Below are 18,403 nucleotides of genomic sequence, written 5' to 3'. Positions count from 1 at the left end.
TGTCACCCGTCATCGAGCAATCGAACGATGAAACGTCAAGTGCATAGGTGGCGATACCACAGTTGTCCGTAGAGCCGTTGTTTATCTCGGCAGGGGTAACGGTAGCGTTTCCGGTTACCGGATCAAGGTCTACGGTTATGTTTTGGCAAACTGCCACCGGCAGTTCATTGTCAACCACGGTAACCGTAAAGTTACAGGTTGATGTGTTGCCGTCACTATCGGTAACGGAAAGCTCCACGTCGGTATCACCAACTGCAAAAGAACTTCCACTGGCAGGGGTCGCGATAATATCGCCCGAGATGTTTCCATCTTCAGTGTCAAAAGCTACTCCAGTAAAGTTTACCACAGCAGAACAAAGTCCGGCGCTGTTGTTTACCGTAATATTTGTAGGACAGGCAATTACTGGTGGATCACCCACAACAGTAATCACTGACATATTAAGACAGAAAGAATTTAAGGACCCGCCATCGCCAAAAGGAGCATTATCAACTATAGTTAGCGTCCAAATACCGTTGACTGCTTCACCAGCAAAGACGGTGTTCAATAAACCGCCTTCTGGTTGATAGTCTGCCAAAGGAGGTGCACTACCCCATGTGGTTACGTTATTTCCTGAGCTATCAGTAAACATTAGATTCTGTGCAGGATTTAAACCATTTTGTCCACCATTTCCAGAAGAAAGATCCAGTGTAGTTCCTGAAGGAGCTATCAATGTAAAGTCTAGGTCACTTGCCCATCCACTTGCAACATTAAGCATAACATCGTCAAAACGGTAATCGCCATTGGCAGCTCCAATCACGCCAGTTTCAGTAACATTGATAGTAGAAGTTATCGATGCCGGTGGGTCTATCGCTAAAGGAAGTCCTGTGGCGCATTCGGCAATGTCTCCCGGAGGTGGTGCCAAGGTAACAATTAAGCTCCAGTTATTTAAAGTACCACCATCTCCGGCAGCTCCATCCACAATTGTAAGTATCCAATCACCTATTGCGTTTTCTCCATTAAAGCCAGCAAGAGGATTATTGGGAGCAAACGTACCTTGCATTGCCCAAGAAGTTGGAGGATTTGTTGTACTAGTAGAGGGAGCGCAAACAGTAGAAACATTAATAGCCGCTGCATCATCTAATACAACATCTATATTGTTTTGCGAACAAGAAGCAGCAGAATCCAAAATAATCATGGTAGTTCCATTTGGTGACGTCAAAGAAACAACTAGGTCACTAACCCAAGTATGTGCAATATCCAGATCTACATTTAGATCTGTAATATTACCATTTGCAGGTACATTTAGCGTCGAGGTGTACGTTGCACCAGCCCCAGTGCTTATAGCAACTGGTGTGGACTGTGTATAAGTCTGCGCATTAGTTTGCCACGTCATACAGACGACAAACAGTACGAATAAAAACAGTGTAATTTTTTTCATAAAATTGATAATTTAAGATTAATAGTTAAAAAGTCCTTAAAAATACTTTAATTTATCATAAAAGACAAATAATTCACATACCTAAAATTTTATATATTTAGAAATTATTATAATTAATCAAAAAATATCCTTTTCCTGAACCTCTAAATCCTTGGATTTTTAAGTGAGTTAATCTTATGTATTATGAAAACAACAATTACCATCCTTACTTTCTCGCTGCTCTTATTTTCCTGTTCACAACCGCCAAAAGATAAGATCGATTCGGGGTACACCGATAACGCTACTGCTTTGTTCACTAAGGTAACTTCTGAAACATCACAATTAAATTTCACGAATGTTATTAAAGAAGATGTGGATTTCAACTTCTTGAATTATACCTATATATATGTTGGTGGCGGTGTGGCAGTGGGCGATATTGATAACGATGGATTACAGGATGTGTATTTTGTTTCAAGCATGGGACCCAATAAATTGTACAAAAATAAAGGTGAGCTTGTTTTTGAAGATATTACTACAGTTTCAAAAACGGAAGACTATAAAGGCTTTTCAACAGGTGCGAGCATGCTAGACATAAATAATGACGGCTGGTTGGATATTTACGTTTGCAAAGCAGGTTCCGTATACGACGATAATGGCAGAAGAAACCTTCTGTTCGTAAATCAAAAAGATGGAACCTTTAAGGAAGAAGCAAAAAAATGGGGCTTGGACGATCCCGGTTATTCTACGCAAATATATCAGCTGGATTACGATAAGGATGGCGATTTAGATTTATATCTCGTAAACTATCGCTATGATTTCAAAAACAATACTACCATAAGTGCCGAAATTCAGAACCAACTTGAAGAAATTACCAGCGATCAATTGTACCGAAATGATGGCGCCACTTTCACAAAAGTAACTGGCGAGGCGAGGGTTTACAACAAAGCTTGGGGGCTGGCTGGGGCTGTGGGCGATTTCAATAACGATGGCTGGGACGATATATATGTTTCCAACGATTTTCTGGAACCGGACCAAATGTACATCAACCAAAAAGACGGTACCTTCAAAAACGAAATAAACAGCCGCATAGACCATATCTCCTTCTACAGCATGGGTTCAGATTATGCAGACCTCAATAATGATCTTCTTCCAGATCTTATCACCGTTGATATGACTGCGGAAAACTACAAGCGCAGCAAGCAGAATATGGCTTCTATGAATACTGAAAATTTCAATAAAATGGTTGACATAGGCTATAACCATCCGTATATGGCGAATATGCTCCATTACAATAATGGAAATGGCAAATTTAATGAAACCGCACTACTTAGCGGCGTTGCCAAAAGCGACTGGAGCTGGGCACCGCTAATCGCCGATTTTGATAATGACGGGATGAAGGATATTTTTATAACCAATGGCGTTATTAAAGATTATACCAACCAAGATTTCAGAACAGAGATGAAGAAAATAATAGCCAATAAAGGACAGATGACTTTGGAGGCCGTACAGGCCATGCTGCCCTCACAGAAACTGAACAATTATATTTATAAAAACAACGGCGACCTAACATTTACCAAACAAATGAAGGAATGGGGAATGGAAGACCCAACTTTTTCCAATGGCGCAGCCTATGTAGATCTTGATAATGATGGCGATTTAGACTTGATAATAAACAATATAGACGACGAAGTAGGCTTATACCGAAATAACGCCAACACCAATTATCTGCAAGTAAAGCTAAAAGGTCCAAAAAACAATTCACTGGGAATAGGCGCTAAAGTATATGTAAAAAAAGCGGACACCATACAATTTCAGCAGTTGTACCTAGCTCGCGGTTTTCAATCTTCAGTAACAGACGTGCTTCACTTCGGGCTTGGAAAAAATAATAAAGTTGATGAAGTAGTAGTGCAGTGGCCCGATGGAAAAATTTCAAAGCTGAACGCTCCTGCAGCTAACAAAATGCTCACTGTAGATTACAGTACGGCAACTGCTGGAACCGTGGCGTATCAAAACCCTGCTTCAAGAAAAGAAAGTCTTGATCCAGCAAGCGTTGGGATAGATTATATGCAGAAAGAGAATGATTTTGACGATTTTTCCCTTCAGCTTCTTATTCCCCAAAAACAATCTACCAAAGGCAGCGGTCTTGCCGTAGCAGATGTTAACGGTGATGGTTTGGATGATTTTTTCGTAGGAAATGCCGCCAATGCCGAAGCTGCTCTCTACATTCAAAAAACAAATGGAAGTTTCATGAAAACAAATGAAGCTCTTTGGAAAAACAATGCAAAATTTGAAGATGCCCAAGCTCTATTTTTTGATGCCGATGGCGATGGCGACCAAGACCTCTACGTTGCGACTGCAGGTTATGAACTGGATGAGAACAGTCCGCTTTTACAGGATAGGCTTTTCATGAACGATGGCAAAGGCAATTTCACCTATAAAAAAGAAGCTTTGCCAACCATGTTAGTTTCTGGCAAAAGCGTTGTGGCGGCAGATTACGATGGTGATGGCGACCAGGATTTATTTGTTGGCGGCAATGTGATTCCAAGAAAATATCCGCTTGCACCACGCTCCTATCTTCTTAAAAATGAAAACGGAATCTTTAAGGATGCTACCGAAGAAAGTCCTTCGCTTAAAGAAATCGGGATGATTTCTGCAGCCGTTTTTACCGATTATGACAACGATAAAGACCTCGATCTTTTGGTAACCGGAGAGTGGATGGCACCAACAATTTTCAGCAATAATAACGGAAAGTTTGCCAAAAACGAAAATATAACCGGACTTGAAAATACCGAAGGTTGGTGGTTTTCCGTAACTGCCGCAGATTTTGATGGCGACGGCGATGCGGATTATGTTTTTGGAAATATAGGCGGAAACAATAAATTTCATCCTTCCGCAGAAAAACCGCTATTCATTTATGCCAAGGATTTTGACAATAACGGCAGCTTTGATGTAGCTATGAGCAAGATAAACGATGGTAGGCTTGTTCCCGTTCGCGGTAAGGAATGCAGTAGCCAGCAAAATCCATTTCTGCTGGATAAAATAAAAAGTTATAAGGAATTTTCCAACTTAGATATGGACGGAATATATGGGGCCGAAGAATTAAAAGAAGCTTATAAATTGACCAGTCATGATTTTGAAAGCATTTACGTGGAAAATCTGGGCGGTGGAAAATTTAAAGTAAGGCCATTGCCCAACGAAGCCCAATTGGGGCCTACACTATCTTTCATTTCCCGCGATTTCAACAATGATGGAAAGTTGGATATTATGGGCGTTGGCGCCATTTATGATGCCGAGGTGGAAACCATCCGTTATGACAGCAACTACGGTTATGTTTTATTGGGCGATGGTAAGGGTGGTTTCAACTATTCTAAGGAATATGTACCTTTTATAGCCAGCGATTCTAAAAATATGAAAGCCATCAAAATAAACGGTAAGGAAATGTTTATGGTAGTGAGCAACAATGCGCCCTTGCAGATTTTTAATTTTACGTCCCCCTAACCCCAAAGGGGCAATTTTAATTGTATTTAAAAAAAAGGTTTATACTGTTCCACGCGAAAATCAATTGTGGTTTTTTCGGGAAATTCGTCTTTCATTTTTTTATAGTCGGCAAGACTGCCAACAGCTCTATTTGCTGCTCCCGATGGTGCTATTAAAGAAACGGTTTTAACAATTCTCCCGCTCTCGGGCAATTCAAAATTATGGATTCTAGGTACTACATTGGAAACCAATTTCAGCGAAATATTGTAATCTTTTAGATTTCTTCGGAAGAAATATTCGGGGCCGTTTTTACTATTTCCACCAGTAAAAAGAAGCGTGTCAATATTAGGGTTTTGTTGAAGTACGGCAATCAAATCGCGCAGCTCCACATTTTGCATCCCAATATCTGAAGCATCTACTTTTTCGCGCTTTGCGGAAGCTACCACATCGCAAATACCAATGCCCATTTTCTTAAGAAAGTGTTCACGTTGAGTGATGGCTTCGGCAGTGGTTTCAAATTTTAAATTTAGGCTGAATATTTTGTCAAGTATTAACCATAACTGCCCGTCGCGGCTTCCGTAACAGAAATCCACATCACCTTCCTTTAATTCGCCAGTTGTAAATCTTGGCGGCGGCAGCGTTCCGACAATAAGTTTGGTTGCGTTTTTGGGAATATAGGGTGGGTATGGGTGGATGTGGTGAAACAATGGGATTGTTGATTGTTGATTGTTGATGGTTGATGGTTGATGGTTGATGGTTGATTTGATAGTTGAAATAAACTTTTCGATTTCGATTTCGATTTCAATTTCAGTTTCAATTACCTTATAAAAACAGGTTCACTTTCTTTGTATGTATATTCCTCACTATAGCCATAACCGTCATAATTAAAGGCTTTCAAATCTTCCAAAGTTTTCACATTAGTATCAATGGCAAAACGAGCCATGCTGCCACGCGCTTTTTTGGCGAAGAAGGAAATAATCTTTAGCTTGCCATTTTTGAAATCCTTGAAAACTGGTGAAATTATAGGTACTTTAAGTTTCTTTTCGTCAATCGCATTAAAGTATTCCACACTCGCAAGATTGAGGAAAAGTTCTTCATCTTCCAATTCGGCATTTAACGATTCCGTGAGTGTTTTTTTCCAAAAGGAATGCAAATCCTTTTTGCGGTTTACCGGAAGTTTGGTACCCATCTCTAAACGGTAAGGCTGCATTAAATCCAGTGGCCGCAATATTCCATACATTCCCGAAAGTATGCGCAGTGAGTTCTGCAAAAGATCAATTTTCTCAGAAGGAATGGTGTAAGCGTCCAGGCCTGTGTAAACATCGCCAGCAAAAGCATAAACCGCAGGACGTGCGTTTTCTTTGGTAAATGGTGTATTGAATTCTTTATATCGCTGGTAATTTAACTCAGCTAGTTTATCGCTAATGTCCATCAATTCCGCAACCGACTTTTTACTCTTGCGCTCCAGTTTGTTGTTTATCATTTCAGCCTCTTCCAAAAACTTAGGTTGGGTGCCGCGTGTGGTGGGAAGTTTGGATTCGAAATCCAGCGTTTTAGCTGGGGAAACTACTATTTTCATCTACTTAGCTTTTTCTTCAAAAATAACGAAAACTATTGGGATTTGTGATTCGTTAATTCGGAATTTGTTGATTTGGGATTCGGCGGTGAGTTATTTAGCTGTGAAAAAAATTGCAACTTAACTCTAAAGCACAAGTAGAATCTCAGATTTTGTATTTCGTATTTCGCACCTCATATTTCGCACTTCGTAGTTTGCACTTCGCACTTCGTATTTCAATCAATCCTTCTCCCAATAGTAGTAAAGCTTATACCTTGCGATCCTCTTAGTGAAGTCATAATTGCTTCAAAAAGCGGTTCGGGAGTTGTAGATTTTGTGGACCATTCAAAAATAAAATTTGCACCACTACCGCCGTGTTCGTCACTTTCGTCTATCACGATTTCAACGGTTTCCAATGGTTTCAAATAAATTGGTTTCTTAAAATAATGACGAATCAATTCGCCCTTGGTGTTGTAATAATCTGCTTTTGAAATGTAGATAGTGTCCGTAGCGCTCACATTTCTAAGGCTTACCATAGCAGTTAAATTCTGTGATTTCTCTAATGAAAAACTATAGATGTGCGAATAAATACTCAAATAAGTTTTCCCCTCCTGCAGCGAATCACTTTTTGTCCCTATGGCTTCGGGATCCACATAGTGATCTTCCCAATGATTTGCATGGTACGAGCTTATTTTCTTAGAATCATCGCAGGCCAATGATAATCCAAATAAAAAAAACACGCTTGTGATCTGTAATATGTAATAAAGGTTTTTCATCTCTCAATATTCCTAATAAAACTACGGCTTTTTATTTATTTCCGCCTTTGTTTCCAGCAGTTCATTTATTTGCCATTGCCGCGCTCGCTGCTGGTTTGCCAAATTTATAGCTTTGTTGATGGTTTCATTTGCTTCCATTTCATTCCCTTTGGCAGATTCAATTTTCGCCAAAACATTATAGCTATCAAAGTTATTAGGGTTAACTGCCAAGGCATCTTTCAATAACTGTTCAGCCTCCTCATAATCTTTGCTCGTCACAAGTTTTCCCGCTCTGTAAGTATTAAATAGCACAAAAGCATTCGGGTTCAATTCCTTCAAAGCCATCTGCACTTTTGCACGCTCTTTATCGTTTTTTTGAAGCATATAATGTGTGTTGCCCAAAACGGTAAACGGAATATTGAATATGCTCCCGTACTGTTTTTGCACTTCGGCATAATGTTTTTTTAGGGCCTCCGCAGAACCGAAGTATTCTTCCTTTACGTACCAATTTTTAAAAATGGCACCCAATGCCCATTTATAGCTGGAAAGACCTACGGAGTTGTGAATTTCAGTGGGGAACTCCTGATACTTTATATTTTTGTCCATTATACTTTTTGGTACTTTTTTCAGAAATTTATCCACGCCCATTCCCTCTTCATTTGCAAGCGAAATGTATAGGCTTGCCGTTGTGCTTTTGGTTTTGCCCCAAGTTTTTTCCATCACCTCTTCCATCGCATTATTTCCCCACCAAAGCGCAGGACTGATAGCGATATAATTGTTGAAAAGATCAGGATGGTTTATTGCAGTGTTAATTACAAATATTCCACCAACAGAATGCCCGCCTAGAATTTTATAATCTGCCGTTTTATAGTTTTTGTTTACATACGGAATCAATTCCTTTTCAATAAAACGCACCACTTCTTCTGCGTTGCCGCTATCTTCCACGCCCTCAATTTTGGGTTTACAGTTTTTCCGGTATTCATTGGTTCCTTTTCCTGAAATGGCTACCAAAATCATTTCTGGAATAATTTCACTTATAGCACCCTGCAATTCTAAAAAGCCAGCTACATATTGAAAATTGTAATCGCCATCCAAAATATAAAGTACGGGATACTTTTGGTTTACAGTAGTATTATATGAAGGTGGAAAATAAACCGAGAACTCACGATCCTGCTGAAGTATTTCTGAATGAAGTTTATCTCTTTTTCCTACAGAAATATCTTGGGCAAAAATAGTTAGCGAACAAAACAATGCTATAATAAATAGAAGCTTTTGACTTTTCATAATTATTTAATTATATGATTACTACGAATATAATTTATTTTTTATGGAATTCACGAAGCTGAAAACTCCTTAATCTTTAAAGCTTTGTACACTTTTCCAATTCCCTTTTTTGTTTCAGAAAGCACAATAAGCACGTCATCTGCATTAATTTCAGTACTCCCGTTGGGTGTAATGTATTTTTCATTTCTTTTTATCATTGCAATAATGGCAGTTCTGGGGAATTCAATATCGACAATTTTTTTACCCACAACCCTGTTTCCTCTTGCAATACCTATCTCGCGCATTTCTGTTTTGGGATGTTCTTCTAGAAATTTCTCTGAGGGAGTCAATTTTTTCTCTTCACTGGGAATACTCACTTTTAACCACTTCGCAACTACTGAAAGGGTAGTTCCCTGTATCAAAATAGAGGTAAGTGAAATGAAAAATACAATATTAAAAATCATATTTGCCTTGCCTATTCCAGCCAGTAAAGGGTAGGTTGCAAATACAATGGGTACAGCCCCGCGCAAGCCTACCCACGAGATATAAAACCGTCTGCGCAATTTCATTTTAAAGGGAATCAAGCTGATAAAAACCGCCACAGGACGCGCTACAAAGATTAAAAACAAGGAAATTATAAGTCCAATACCAATAACAGGAACAATCTGTGAAGGAAACACTAAAAGTCCCAAAGTTAAGAAAAGTACAATCTGCATCAACCACGCCAAACCATCATACATTTTAAGAATGGTCTTTTTGTGGATTAAGTATTGGTTACCCAAAAAGACTGCACAAATATATATGGCTAAAAAGCCGTTTCCTCCCACAAAATCGGTTACGGAAAAGGTGATGAACATTAAAGCAATTACAAGCACCGGATATAAACCCTCAAAATCTAAGTTGATTTTATTGATTATAATCTTGCTTAACTTTCCAAAGCCAAAACCAGCTATGGTTCCAATAATCATTTGTTGAAAAAACAACGGAATCATGGAGGCCAATCCTTTATCTTGATTGATTACCAATCCCAAAAAAGCAATGGTTAAAACATAAGCCATCGGGTCGTTACTCCCGCTTTCCATCTCTAGGGTAGGACGTAAATTAGAACGGAGTGCGAGATTTTTAGATCGCAAAATAGAAAATACAGCAGCGGCATCGGTAGATGATACTATACTGCCCAGAAGCAAACTTTCATAAATAGTAAAATCGGTAACAAAATAAACAAAGGTTCCCAAGCCAACAGCAGTAAGTAAAACACCCAAAGTTGAAAGCGCGAAACCTTCCTTCACTATGGGCTTTACTGCTTTCCAATCGGTGTCCAGACCCCCTGAAAAAAGAATAAAATTTAATGAAATTATTCCTATCAATTGCGCCAACTGCGGATCGTTAAAGCTAATACCGCCAATTCCATCCTCACCAGCAAGCATTCCAATGCCCAAGAATAGAACTAAAGTGGGAACGCCAAATTTATAAGAAGTCTTACCCGCAATTATACTTATAAAAAGCAATAACGAACCAACAAGCAGAATGTTTTCAATGGTTAAATTCAATAGCTTTTAGTTTAAATGTTTCGCATCTACGCAAAATACGAATTTAAACTTTCAAAAATAACCAAAATCAATTTTTGACACCCACTAAAAACATCTCCACGGAATTCTAGTTCCATATTCACAAATAACCCTAATTTTGCAAGCGATGACAATCAATAAAATAGAACTCCGCACCGTAAACGTTACGCGTTACATAACTCCACTACGAGAAGGAGGTTCCTTACCCGCTTTGGCCGAAGCGGACGACGATTTTAAATATGTTCTAAAATTTCGCGGTGCGGGTCACGGAGTAAAAGCATTAATTGCGGAATTGCTGGGCGGAGAAATTGCACGAACCTTGGGATTGCAAATTCCGGAACTGGTTTTTGCAAACCTTGATGAAGCCTTCGGCCGTAGTGAAGGCGATGAAGAAATTCAAGATCTTTTAAAAGGTAGCCAAGGGCTTAACTTGGCTTTACACTTTCTTTCGGGCGCATTAACTTTTGACCCTGTAGTTACAACTGTTGATGAAAAATTAGCTTCTAAAATTATATGGCTCGATGCTTTAATAACAAATATAGACCGGACGGTAAAAAATACCAATATGCTTATTTGGCATAAAGAACTTTGGCTTATAGACCACGGAGCTACCTTTTATTTTCACCATTCTTGGGGCGATTGGCAAAAGGCGGCGCTAAGTACATTTCCATATATTAAAGACCATGTTCTCTTGCCTCAAGCTACTTTAGTTGAAGAAATAAATAGCGAAATGATGGCGCTTCTTCCAGATGAAAAATTGCGTGAAATAACAAATTTAATTCCTACAGACTGGCTAAATTGGGAAGGCGCTGAAATGAATGCCGAAGAGATCAGGGAGGTGTATTACCAGTTTTTAGTACTTAGAAGAAATAATTCAAACAACTTTGTAAAACAGATTCAGGATGCCCGGGAAAAACTTGTATGAATACGCGGTAATACGTTTGGTGCCTCGTGTGGAACGCGAGGAGTTTCTGAATGTAGGCATCATACTTTTTAGCAAGGGTGCCAAATATCTAAACTGCAAATACCAAATTGATAACGAAAAACTAAAACTTTTTTCCTGCGAACTGGAGGTAGTGGATTTTGAACAAAACCTCAACGCCTTTGAAAAAATCTGCTCGGGATCAAAAGCAGGCGGTCCCGTGGCACAATGGGAAATACCAGACAGGTTCAGATGGCTTACAGCACAACGCAGCTCTTCAATTCAAACTTCACGGCCGCACAATGGGTTTAGCGAAGACTTGGAAAAAACGTTGGAGCGGTTATTTCAAGAATTGGTGCTTTGAAAAATTTTTACCACGAATTCACGAATGTTTTTTTAAATAGTCTCTAAGCTGACTTTTGAATAATTCTACAAAACTTTTGCTGCCAAATATTTCTGCACTTCGTAGATGTCTATGCTTTTATTGAATTTTTTGCTTACAGTTGGCAGATCCTCGCTGCTAATCCAGATTTTTAGTTCGGCGTCAAGATCGAAAGTGCCGGCGGTTTCTAAGGAAAATCTCGAAATATGTTTATAAGGCAAACATTTGTATTCAGCCTTACTGCCAGTTAATCCTTGCACGTCAATTAAAATAAGGCGTTTGTTTGTAAACATAAATACATCGCGGAAAAGTGAGAAACCGAGTTCCACAACTTCACCATCAATTAAAAGGCGACCGTATTTTTCATTTAATTTTTCGGCAGAAACCTCACTGGAGTTTCCCAATATTTTGTTGAATAAGCTCATTGTTAGATTGCTGGATTTTTAGATTGCTAGATGTTTAGAAGACGATTTATTCCCGGATACTTACTACTTCTCCTTGATAATCCATTATTTGACGATCATTTGTAGTGATGGAAAGTGTAGCATAACCAGAAGCACTTACTATAAGTAAAACAGTATAGGTCTCATTGTCATTTTTCACTTTAGCCCTGACTTCAAAACCTTTGCCCTGTTTTTCCACAGTAAAAATTTCTGGAGCATCTTTAAAACGCATTCCTTTGTCCCTACCGCTAACCATAGTAGTGCTATAGGAACGACCATAAAACGGCATATTGCTTATAATGAGATCTGGTGAAAATGTTACCGAATAATTACTGCCAACTAAATTTCTTGGAGGCTGCCCCAGCGGTAAAGCTGTATTTGCTATAAATTCGAAAGATTTGGAGTTCAATAAAATGTCAATTTCACTTTGCTCTGCTTTGTTAGCCAGTTGTGCTTTTACTTTTTTGTCTTGTGCATTTACGCTTCCAAAAATAAAGCAAAATAAAACTACAGATAAAATATTTGTTGTTTTCATAATTTACCATTTTTTAATAACGAGAAAGAAGCAATCATTATGCCGAAATCACGAGATCTTTTATTGAAACCATATTAAGAAATACGGTTGTTACTTGCAACCATAATATTATCGATATTCAGGATTCTCAAAATTCCAGCGGGTGCCATCGTCCCATTTTTTTCGAGAATTACCATAAGCGGGGTAACCATCTTGCTCTTTTAGCATTTTTGCTAAATGAAGCAAATTGTACGTCATAAAAGTGGTATTTCGGTTGGTGAAATCGTTGTTTTTTGCACCACTTTCCTCATCCCCATAACTTGGCCCTGGTCCAGCTTCGCCTATCCAACCACAATCTGCCTGCGGCGGAATGCTGTAGCCCACGTGCTGCAGCGAATACAAGATGCCCATAGCACAATGCTTTATTCCATCTTCATTTCCGGTAATGATGCAACCGCCTACTTTTCCGTAAAAATAATATTGCCCTTTTTCATTCTGTAAACTGCTCATAGCATACAGCCGTTCAATCAATTTACTGGCGATGGAAGATTTTTCTCCCAACCAAATAGGTGTGCCAATAATTAAAATATCTGCAGCGTCCACTTTTTTCCAAATTTCAGGCCAAGCATCTTCCTTAGCGCCGTGCTCGGTCATATCAGGATATACTCCGTAAGCAACGGGATGGTCTACTAAACGGATGTTTTCAAAGGAAACTCCTTCAGCTTCCATTATGTTCTGTGAAACATCTATCAATCCCTGCGTATGGCTCATCCGCGGAGATTGTTTTAATGTACAGTTTATGTAAAGTGCTTTCAGTTTTGAAAAGTCTGGTTTTTCCATAATTTGTTTATTTCTAAAGGTAGCGATTAATCATTACAGAAAAGAAGAGCATTATCAGTTTTAATCTCCAGTGATATCTAAACTTATAAACCCATAAACTCTTAAACCCATAAACCAATAAACTTTTAAACCTTCAAATCAATCTCCTTCAAATTCTCAATTCTATTGCGCTGAAGAAAATCGTCTATGCTTTCAAAATGCTCAATCACGCGTTTGTCCTTAAATTCAAAGACTTTTTCGGAAAGGCCTTGAAGAAAATCACGGTCGTGGGACACCAAAATCAAGGTGCCGTCAAACTGAAGTAAGGCTTCTTTCAGCACATCTTTCGATTTTAAATCCAAATGGTTCGTAGGTTCATCGAGAATCAAAACATTTACGGGTTCCAGTAATAACTTCACCATTGCCAAACGTGTTTTTTCACCTCCGGAAAGCAATGCTACTTTTTTGTCAATATCATCGCCACTGAACATAAACCTTCCGAGAATGTTTTTTATTTGTGTACGGATGTCGCCTTTGGCAACCTCATCTACAGTCTGGAAAACGGTGAGTTCCTTATCCAAAAGTGCGGCTTGGTTTTGGGCGAAATAGCCTACTTTGGCATTGTGGCCCAGAGCGCAGTTTCCCTCAAAATCAATTTCGCCCATAATGGCTTTAATCATGGTGGATTTCCCCTCGCCATTTCTTCCTACAAAACTCACTTTTTCACCTCGAGAAATGCTCATATTGGCATCCTTAAAAACTACAAGGTCGCCGTATTTCTTAGTAAGTCCTTCGGCTACAACCGGATAATCGCCACTGCGCTGTGCAGGTGGAAAACGAAGTGCCAATGCTGAAGTGTCTATTTCATCAATTTCAATTACCTGCAACTTTTCCAACATCTTTTCTCGAGAGTTTACCTGATTGGTTTTGGAGTAAGTACCTTTAAAACGATCAATAAATTGTTGGGTTTCCGCAATAAATCTTTGCTGTTCTTCGTATGCTTTTATTTGATGTGATCTTCTATCGGCTCGCAATTGCAAGTAATGGCTGTAATTTGCTTTGTAATCATAAATCCTTCCCATTGTAACTTCAATGGTGCGGTTTGTTATATTGTCAATAAATTTTCTATCGTGCGAAATTACTATTACTGCTTTTGCTTTATTCAGTAAGAAATCTTCCAACCAGATCACCGATTCAATATCAACGTGGTTTGTGGGCTCATCCAGCAAAATCAAATCCGGTTTTTGAAGTAGTAGTTTTGCCAATTCAATCCGCATTCGCCATCCGCCACTGAATTCTGAAGTTGGGCGATGTAAATCGCTTCTCTTAAAACCAAGACCGCGTAGGGCTTTTTCCACTTCGGCTTCGTAATTTATTTCTTCGAGTGCATAATATTTTTCGCCAACTTCCGCTACTTTGGTGATTATGTTCATATATGCATCACTGTCGTAATCTGTGCGGGTTTCCAGCTCTTTGTTGAGGCGATCCATTTCGTCGCGCATTTCAAAAATCTGCTTAAAGGCTTTTGACGCTTCCTCAAAAACCGTTGCAGTATCATCTGTTAACAAATGCTGCGGCAAATAAGCTATCACGGCATCCTTTGGTGCGCGCACGTTTCCGCGAGTGGGTTTCTGAACACCGGCAATTATCTTCATCATCGTACTTTTCCCAGCGCCGTTTTTTCCCATTAGGGCTATTTTGTCGTTCTCGTTCACCACAAAAGTAACATCGCTAAAAAGCGTATCACCACTAAACTCGACCGCTAAATTATCTATTGAAATCATATTTTATTTTAATACTTGTGAATTTTTCTTAAATGACGTAAGACTGTATGATTTAAGACATAGGACTAAATGCTTTCAAAAATAAATCTTTACTTAAAAGATTTATTTTGTCTTACGTCTTAAGTCTTTTGATCTTACGTCCTATTTTTGAGGCTGCAAAACTATTAAAAAGAAGTGGATTAGCTATTACAGCCCGAGACTTGTTATTGATTATCCGTCAATTTAGAAAAATTGGAGAATCTTTCTTTTGGTAGCTATCTTCCCACAGTAATTGGGACTGTAGTTCTGCCAACATTTTGTAAATTCACACTTCAATTTTCCTTTCCAAATCGAATAGCCCTTAATTTCCTACAAAAAACCTATGTGAAGTTTAATTTTTATTCACATTCTAATGTTATTTCAAAGTTTTTTAACCAATCGCCTATTACGCTTAGAAGGTAGATTGTACAGCGGCAACCTCTCAGAAGTTCAACATAAAATTGAAACTGCGCTAGACAGGACACCGTCCTTAATTTTAGATTTGGATCCATTGGAAAACCTTGATGCTGCAGGAGCCTACATGCTCTACATTACCACTGAAAAAGCGCGTGAAAACAATAAGGAAATTATACTGCTCTGCAGAAAGAACGAAATGGTAAAATTAACCTTCTCCTTTACTGGAATCCGTTATTTCAATAAAATCCCTAGAGTGCGGGTATAGCTGCTTTTAGTTTGCATTATTCCCAATAACTGAATATGTCTACTTCATCTAAAAAGATTTTCATTATGCCCTGTTTTGTTAAATTTGCCAAGCGCATTAGTAAGCCAACCGGGGGAAGGAAATCTTTGTTTTCATTCTCTAAGTTGAAATTCATCTTTCCGAATTAAGGCGCACCCACAAGTGTGCCGTAAGATTTCCTTTTTTAGGAAACCTATTAAAATCAAGAGCCCGCAACTTTACAGCACGGGCTCTTTTCAAATTAATTGGGGAGAAATAAGCCTAAAGGCTCAATCCAAATATAAGAAAAATAGCGTTATCATTAACTTTTTTTTCAGTGTTTAAAATTATTGCGGACACGACTAAAAATGTGCGGTCAATGAAAGAATAAAATTTCTTCCCGCACCAGATATTCCTGAACTGTATGGCCTGTAACGCTGGTCTGTTAGATTTTCAATTCCACCACTTATATCAAAAGTGGTTGTTAATTTGTAAAGCGCTTTAAAGTTGAGCGTGTACCAAGAAGGCGCAAATGCATTTCCGTCTTTATCCAAAGCATAGATTTCTGTCTTTTCCTTTTCACCTTCGGGAAGCTCATCAAAATCATACTTACCTTGATAGTTAACATTCAGTTCCATACTTAGCTTGTTTGCTTTATAATTTAATCGGGACACTCCAAAAAACGGCGCGGCGTGTCGTGAGGTACTGCTTTCTCCATTATCAAGTTCTTCTTCCCCTTTTTGGAAGTTGACATCTGTAGAAAATCCAAACCCCTTTGGCAGTTTTACCTCAACGCCAGCTTGCACTCCATAAACGTGTGCCACTGCTGCGTTTTGAATTGCCTGTACTTGGCTCAATTCACCTTTGTAAAGAATACTATCTTGGCCGTTCAGTTTAAAATCCCTGCGCACAAGAGCATCTTTCAAAGAGGTGTAATATCCTGTAATATCTACTTTCACTATATCTCCAAAAACCTTGGCAATACCTAAATCTGCATTGTAAGCGTATTCAGGTTTTAAATCTGGATTGGGAACAACGACGCTTCCAGGTTCCGAATCAAAAACCTTTCCCACATCATCTACATTTGGCGCTCTAAAAGCACTTCCAAGATTGGCACTTAGCACCCAAGAACCGCTAGGGCGGTAAACGCCTCCCAAACTACCCGTAAGCGCACCATTCTTTAAGTTGGCTTCGGTAAAAGGAAACGGATAAAAAGTAGTGTCAAATTCAGAATCGAGTAAAACATAGTTGTAACGCGCTCCACCGCTTAAGGTGAAATTATCTGTAGCCTTATATTCGTCGGTAACATAAACCGCCAAGGATTGCCACTTTGATTTTGGATATCGCGCTGGTCCCACTTCAGAAATATCTGTTGAAATATCGGTTAGTTCCCCTTTTGAGTTTACGTCGTTCAAAACATACTCAAAACCATAAAAGAAAGTATTTCTTTCTCCAGTTGCTTTAATAAAATCGAGATTAACAGAGTATGCCGCTACCTCTTCCTCTTGGGTGCTTCTTTCTGTTTTATTGAACGAGCGGTCTATCCTACTTTCCTCAAACCATTGATGTGCCAAACGTAGGCTCATTTGATCAAATACTGAATTGTTTGCAGTGTGATTAATGTTTAGATTGTTCATCATCCAAATCTGTGGGCCGTAGTCCCATTCTGCATAACGGGGCAATCCATGGCGAACCCTTTGGTGCCTGTCATATCTTCCATAAGGTGAAGTTTCCGAAAAATGGAAACCATATTGAAAATCCCAGCGTTCATTGGGCTGAAAACGTATTTTCTGCATCATATTTATTTGTGAAAATGCCGACGGAATCTGCAACAATTTATCTTCCTGTGTAATTACCACATCTGTACTGTCCTGTCTCTGCACATAATAATCTTTTATGTAATCTTCCGGACCGTGGCTTCCCTGGCGTAAATTGTCGTAATCCCAAGAAGTGACGCTGGTAACGAATGCCCACTTTTTAAAACCTAAATTCACATCAAAATGGCCGGTTTTTTCATTGTTGGCAGAAGAATAGCGCACATTTGCCTTCCCTGTTATTAAAGGCGAATTGCTCAGTGAAAGTCGTGGCGTCAAGGTTTGAAAACTCATTACCCCACCAATGGCATCACTCCCATAAATTACGGAGCCTGGTCCAAAAAGAACCTCGGTGCCCTCAATGGCAAAAGGATCAAGATTAATTACATTCTGAAGATTTCCGGAACGGAAAATTGCCGTGTTCATCCTTACCCCATCAACGGAATAAAGCAATCTGCTGGTTGCAAAACCGCGAATCATAGGGCTACCACCACCCTGCTGACTTTTCTGCACAAACACTTTTCCAGAAATACTCAAAAGATCGGCAGCTGTTTGTGGGTTTTGTAGCGCTACTTCTTTTGGCGAAATAGAAATGATTTTTGAAGGCACATCGTCACTACTCTGCCGCCATCGCGAACCTGAAATAACCACTTCATCTAAGTTGAAGTTGGAGATTTCGAGCGAAACAGTAAAGTTTTCCAACTCTAATTCGGCATAACTTTTTATGAGTGTTTTATGCCCTAAACTACGTATTTCAATATTTGCTATATTCTTGAATGCTGAAATATCGGCTTGACCTTTAGAGTCTGTAGTGGCGTATAAATGTGATTTGGTATTTGTAAGCGTAACCAACTCTATAGGCTCGTTGGTTTGATTATCTAGTATGGTAATGGTTTGGCCGAAGGAAGTTCCCGCAAAACCCAACAATAACCATAAAACAAATAGTTTCTTCATTTTATAATTGGTTTGTTTTAAGTTAACGTGTCAATTAATAACACAAGAGTACTCTTTCAA

Annotated in this window: 15 protein-coding genes; 4 read left to right on the top strand and 11 right to left on the bottom strand. The window is 39.0% G+C overall.

From position 1 onward, the window contains the following. Positions 1-1,417 (bottom strand): proprotein convertase P-domain-containing protein (locus tag ESV24_RS02455; RefSeq protein ID WP_146951066.1); only part of this gene is annotated, 1,417 nt, incomplete at its 3' end. A gap of 183 nt (positions 1,418-1,600) precedes the next feature. Between ESV24_RS02455 and ESV24_RS02450 the strand changes: the two genes are divergently transcribed. Then, positions 1,601-4,894, top strand: a complete 3,294-nt coding sequence (locus ESV24_RS02450; RefSeq protein WP_111814064.1) for a VCBS repeat-containing protein — start codon at positions 1,601-1,603, stop codon at positions 4,892-4,894. Positions 4,895-4,920: 26 nt separating this feature from the next. On the opposite strand, the gene ESV24_RS02445 is transcribed toward ESV24_RS02450, so the two are convergent. The 5 genes from ESV24_RS02445 to ESV24_RS02425 all read right to left on the bottom strand — a co-directional run bounded on the left by ESV24_RS02445 (position 4,921) and on the right by ESV24_RS02425 (position 9,996). Continuing rightward, positions 4,921-5,580, bottom strand: a complete 660-nt coding sequence (locus ESV24_RS02445) for a uracil-DNA glycosylase family protein (RefSeq protein WP_111814062.1) — start codon at positions 5,578-5,580, stop codon at positions 4,921-4,923. 110 nt (positions 5,581-5,690) lie between these two features. Then, positions 5,691-6,452 carry a peroxide stress protein YaaA gene (gene yaaA, locus ESV24_RS02440; protein WP_111814060.1) on the bottom strand — a complete coding sequence of 254 codons (762 nt, stop codon included), beginning with the start codon at positions 6,450-6,452 and terminating at the stop codon, positions 5,691-5,693. A gap of 212 nt (positions 6,453-6,664) precedes the next feature. After that, entirely contained in the window at positions 6,665-7,204 is a 540-nt protein-coding gene (locus tag ESV24_RS02435) for a DUF3124 domain-containing protein (RefSeq protein WP_111814058.1), read from the bottom strand. A gap of 21 nt (positions 7,205-7,225) precedes the next feature. After that, positions 7,226-8,467 (bottom strand): alpha/beta hydrolase-fold protein, encoded by a 1,242-nt coding sequence (locus ESV24_RS02430; RefSeq protein ID WP_111814056.1) that lies wholly within the window; start codon positions 8,465-8,467, stop codon positions 7,226-7,228. 50 nt (positions 8,468-8,517) lie between these two features. After that, positions 8,518-9,996 carry a potassium/proton antiporter gene (locus ESV24_RS02425; RefSeq protein WP_111814054.1) on the bottom strand — a complete coding sequence of 493 codons (1,479 nt, stop codon included), beginning with the start codon at positions 9,994-9,996 and terminating at the stop codon, positions 8,518-8,520. Between the two features lie 145 nt (positions 9,997-10,141). On the opposite strand from ESV24_RS02425, the gene ESV24_RS02420 reads away from it, so the two are divergent. Together ESV24_RS02420 and ESV24_RS02415 are read left to right on the top strand one after the other, a co-directional pair. Further along, positions 10,142-10,939, top strand: a complete 798-nt coding sequence (locus ESV24_RS02420) for a HipA family kinase (RefSeq protein ID WP_111814052.1) — start codon at positions 10,142-10,144, stop codon at positions 10,937-10,939. Continuing rightward, positions 10,917-11,300 (top strand): DUF3037 domain-containing protein, encoded by a 384-nt coding sequence (locus ESV24_RS02415; protein WP_111814050.1) that lies wholly within the window; start codon positions 10,917-10,919, stop codon positions 11,298-11,300. Before ESV24_RS02420 ends, ESV24_RS02415 begins: the two co-directional genes overlap by 23 nt. A 65-nt stretch (positions 11,301-11,365) precedes the next feature. Here the strand turns inward: ESV24_RS02415 and ESV24_RS02410 are convergent, their stop codons facing one another. The 4 genes from ESV24_RS02410 to ESV24_RS02395 all read right to left on the bottom strand — a co-directional run bounded on the left by ESV24_RS02410 (position 11,366) and on the right by ESV24_RS02395 (position 14,878). Beyond that, positions 11,366-11,743: a PH domain-containing protein gene (locus ESV24_RS02410; RefSeq protein WP_111814048.1), complete on the bottom strand. Its 378-nt coding sequence runs from the start codon at positions 11,741-11,743 to the stop codon at positions 11,366-11,368. 46 nt (positions 11,744-11,789) lie between these two features. Beyond that, the gene (locus ESV24_RS02405) at positions 11,790-12,296 is read right to left on the bottom strand and encodes a DUF4251 domain-containing protein (RefSeq protein ID WP_111814046.1); all 507 of its coding nucleotides are present in this window, start codon (positions 12,294-12,296) and stop codon (positions 11,790-11,792) included. A gap of 108 nt (positions 12,297-12,404) precedes the next feature. Further along, a complete protein-coding gene (locus ESV24_RS02400; protein ID WP_111814045.1) occupies positions 12,405-13,115 on the bottom strand; it encodes a flavodoxin family protein in 711 nt (236 codons plus the stop codon). 125 nt (positions 13,116-13,240) lie between these two features. Further along, a complete protein-coding gene (locus ESV24_RS02395; protein WP_111814043.1) occupies positions 13,241-14,878 on the bottom strand; it encodes an ABC-F family ATP-binding cassette domain-containing protein in 1,638 nt (545 codons plus the stop codon). Positions 14,879-15,269: 391 nt separating this feature from the next. Between ESV24_RS02395 and ESV24_RS02390 the strand changes: the two genes are divergently transcribed. Beyond that, positions 15,270-15,578, top strand: coding sequence for an STAS domain-containing protein (locus ESV24_RS02390; protein ID WP_111814041.1), 309 nt, complete (start codon positions 15,270-15,272; stop codon positions 15,576-15,578). A gap of 359 nt (positions 15,579-15,937) precedes the next feature. Here the strand turns inward: ESV24_RS02390 and ESV24_RS02385 are convergent, their stop codons facing one another. Beyond that, complete coding sequence (locus ESV24_RS02385) at positions 15,938-18,343, bottom strand: TonB-dependent receptor (protein WP_111814039.1); 2,406 nt, start codon at positions 18,341-18,343, stop codon at positions 15,938-15,940. Positions 18,344-18,403: the final 60 nt, after the last annotated feature.

The sequence above is a fragment of the Aequorivita lipolytica genome, from assembly GCF_007997135.1.
Classification (GTDB): domain Bacteria; phylum Bacteroidota; class Bacteroidia; order Flavobacteriales; family Flavobacteriaceae; genus Aequorivita; species Aequorivita lipolytica.
This window is presented reverse-complemented; position numbering and strand designations above follow the sequence as displayed.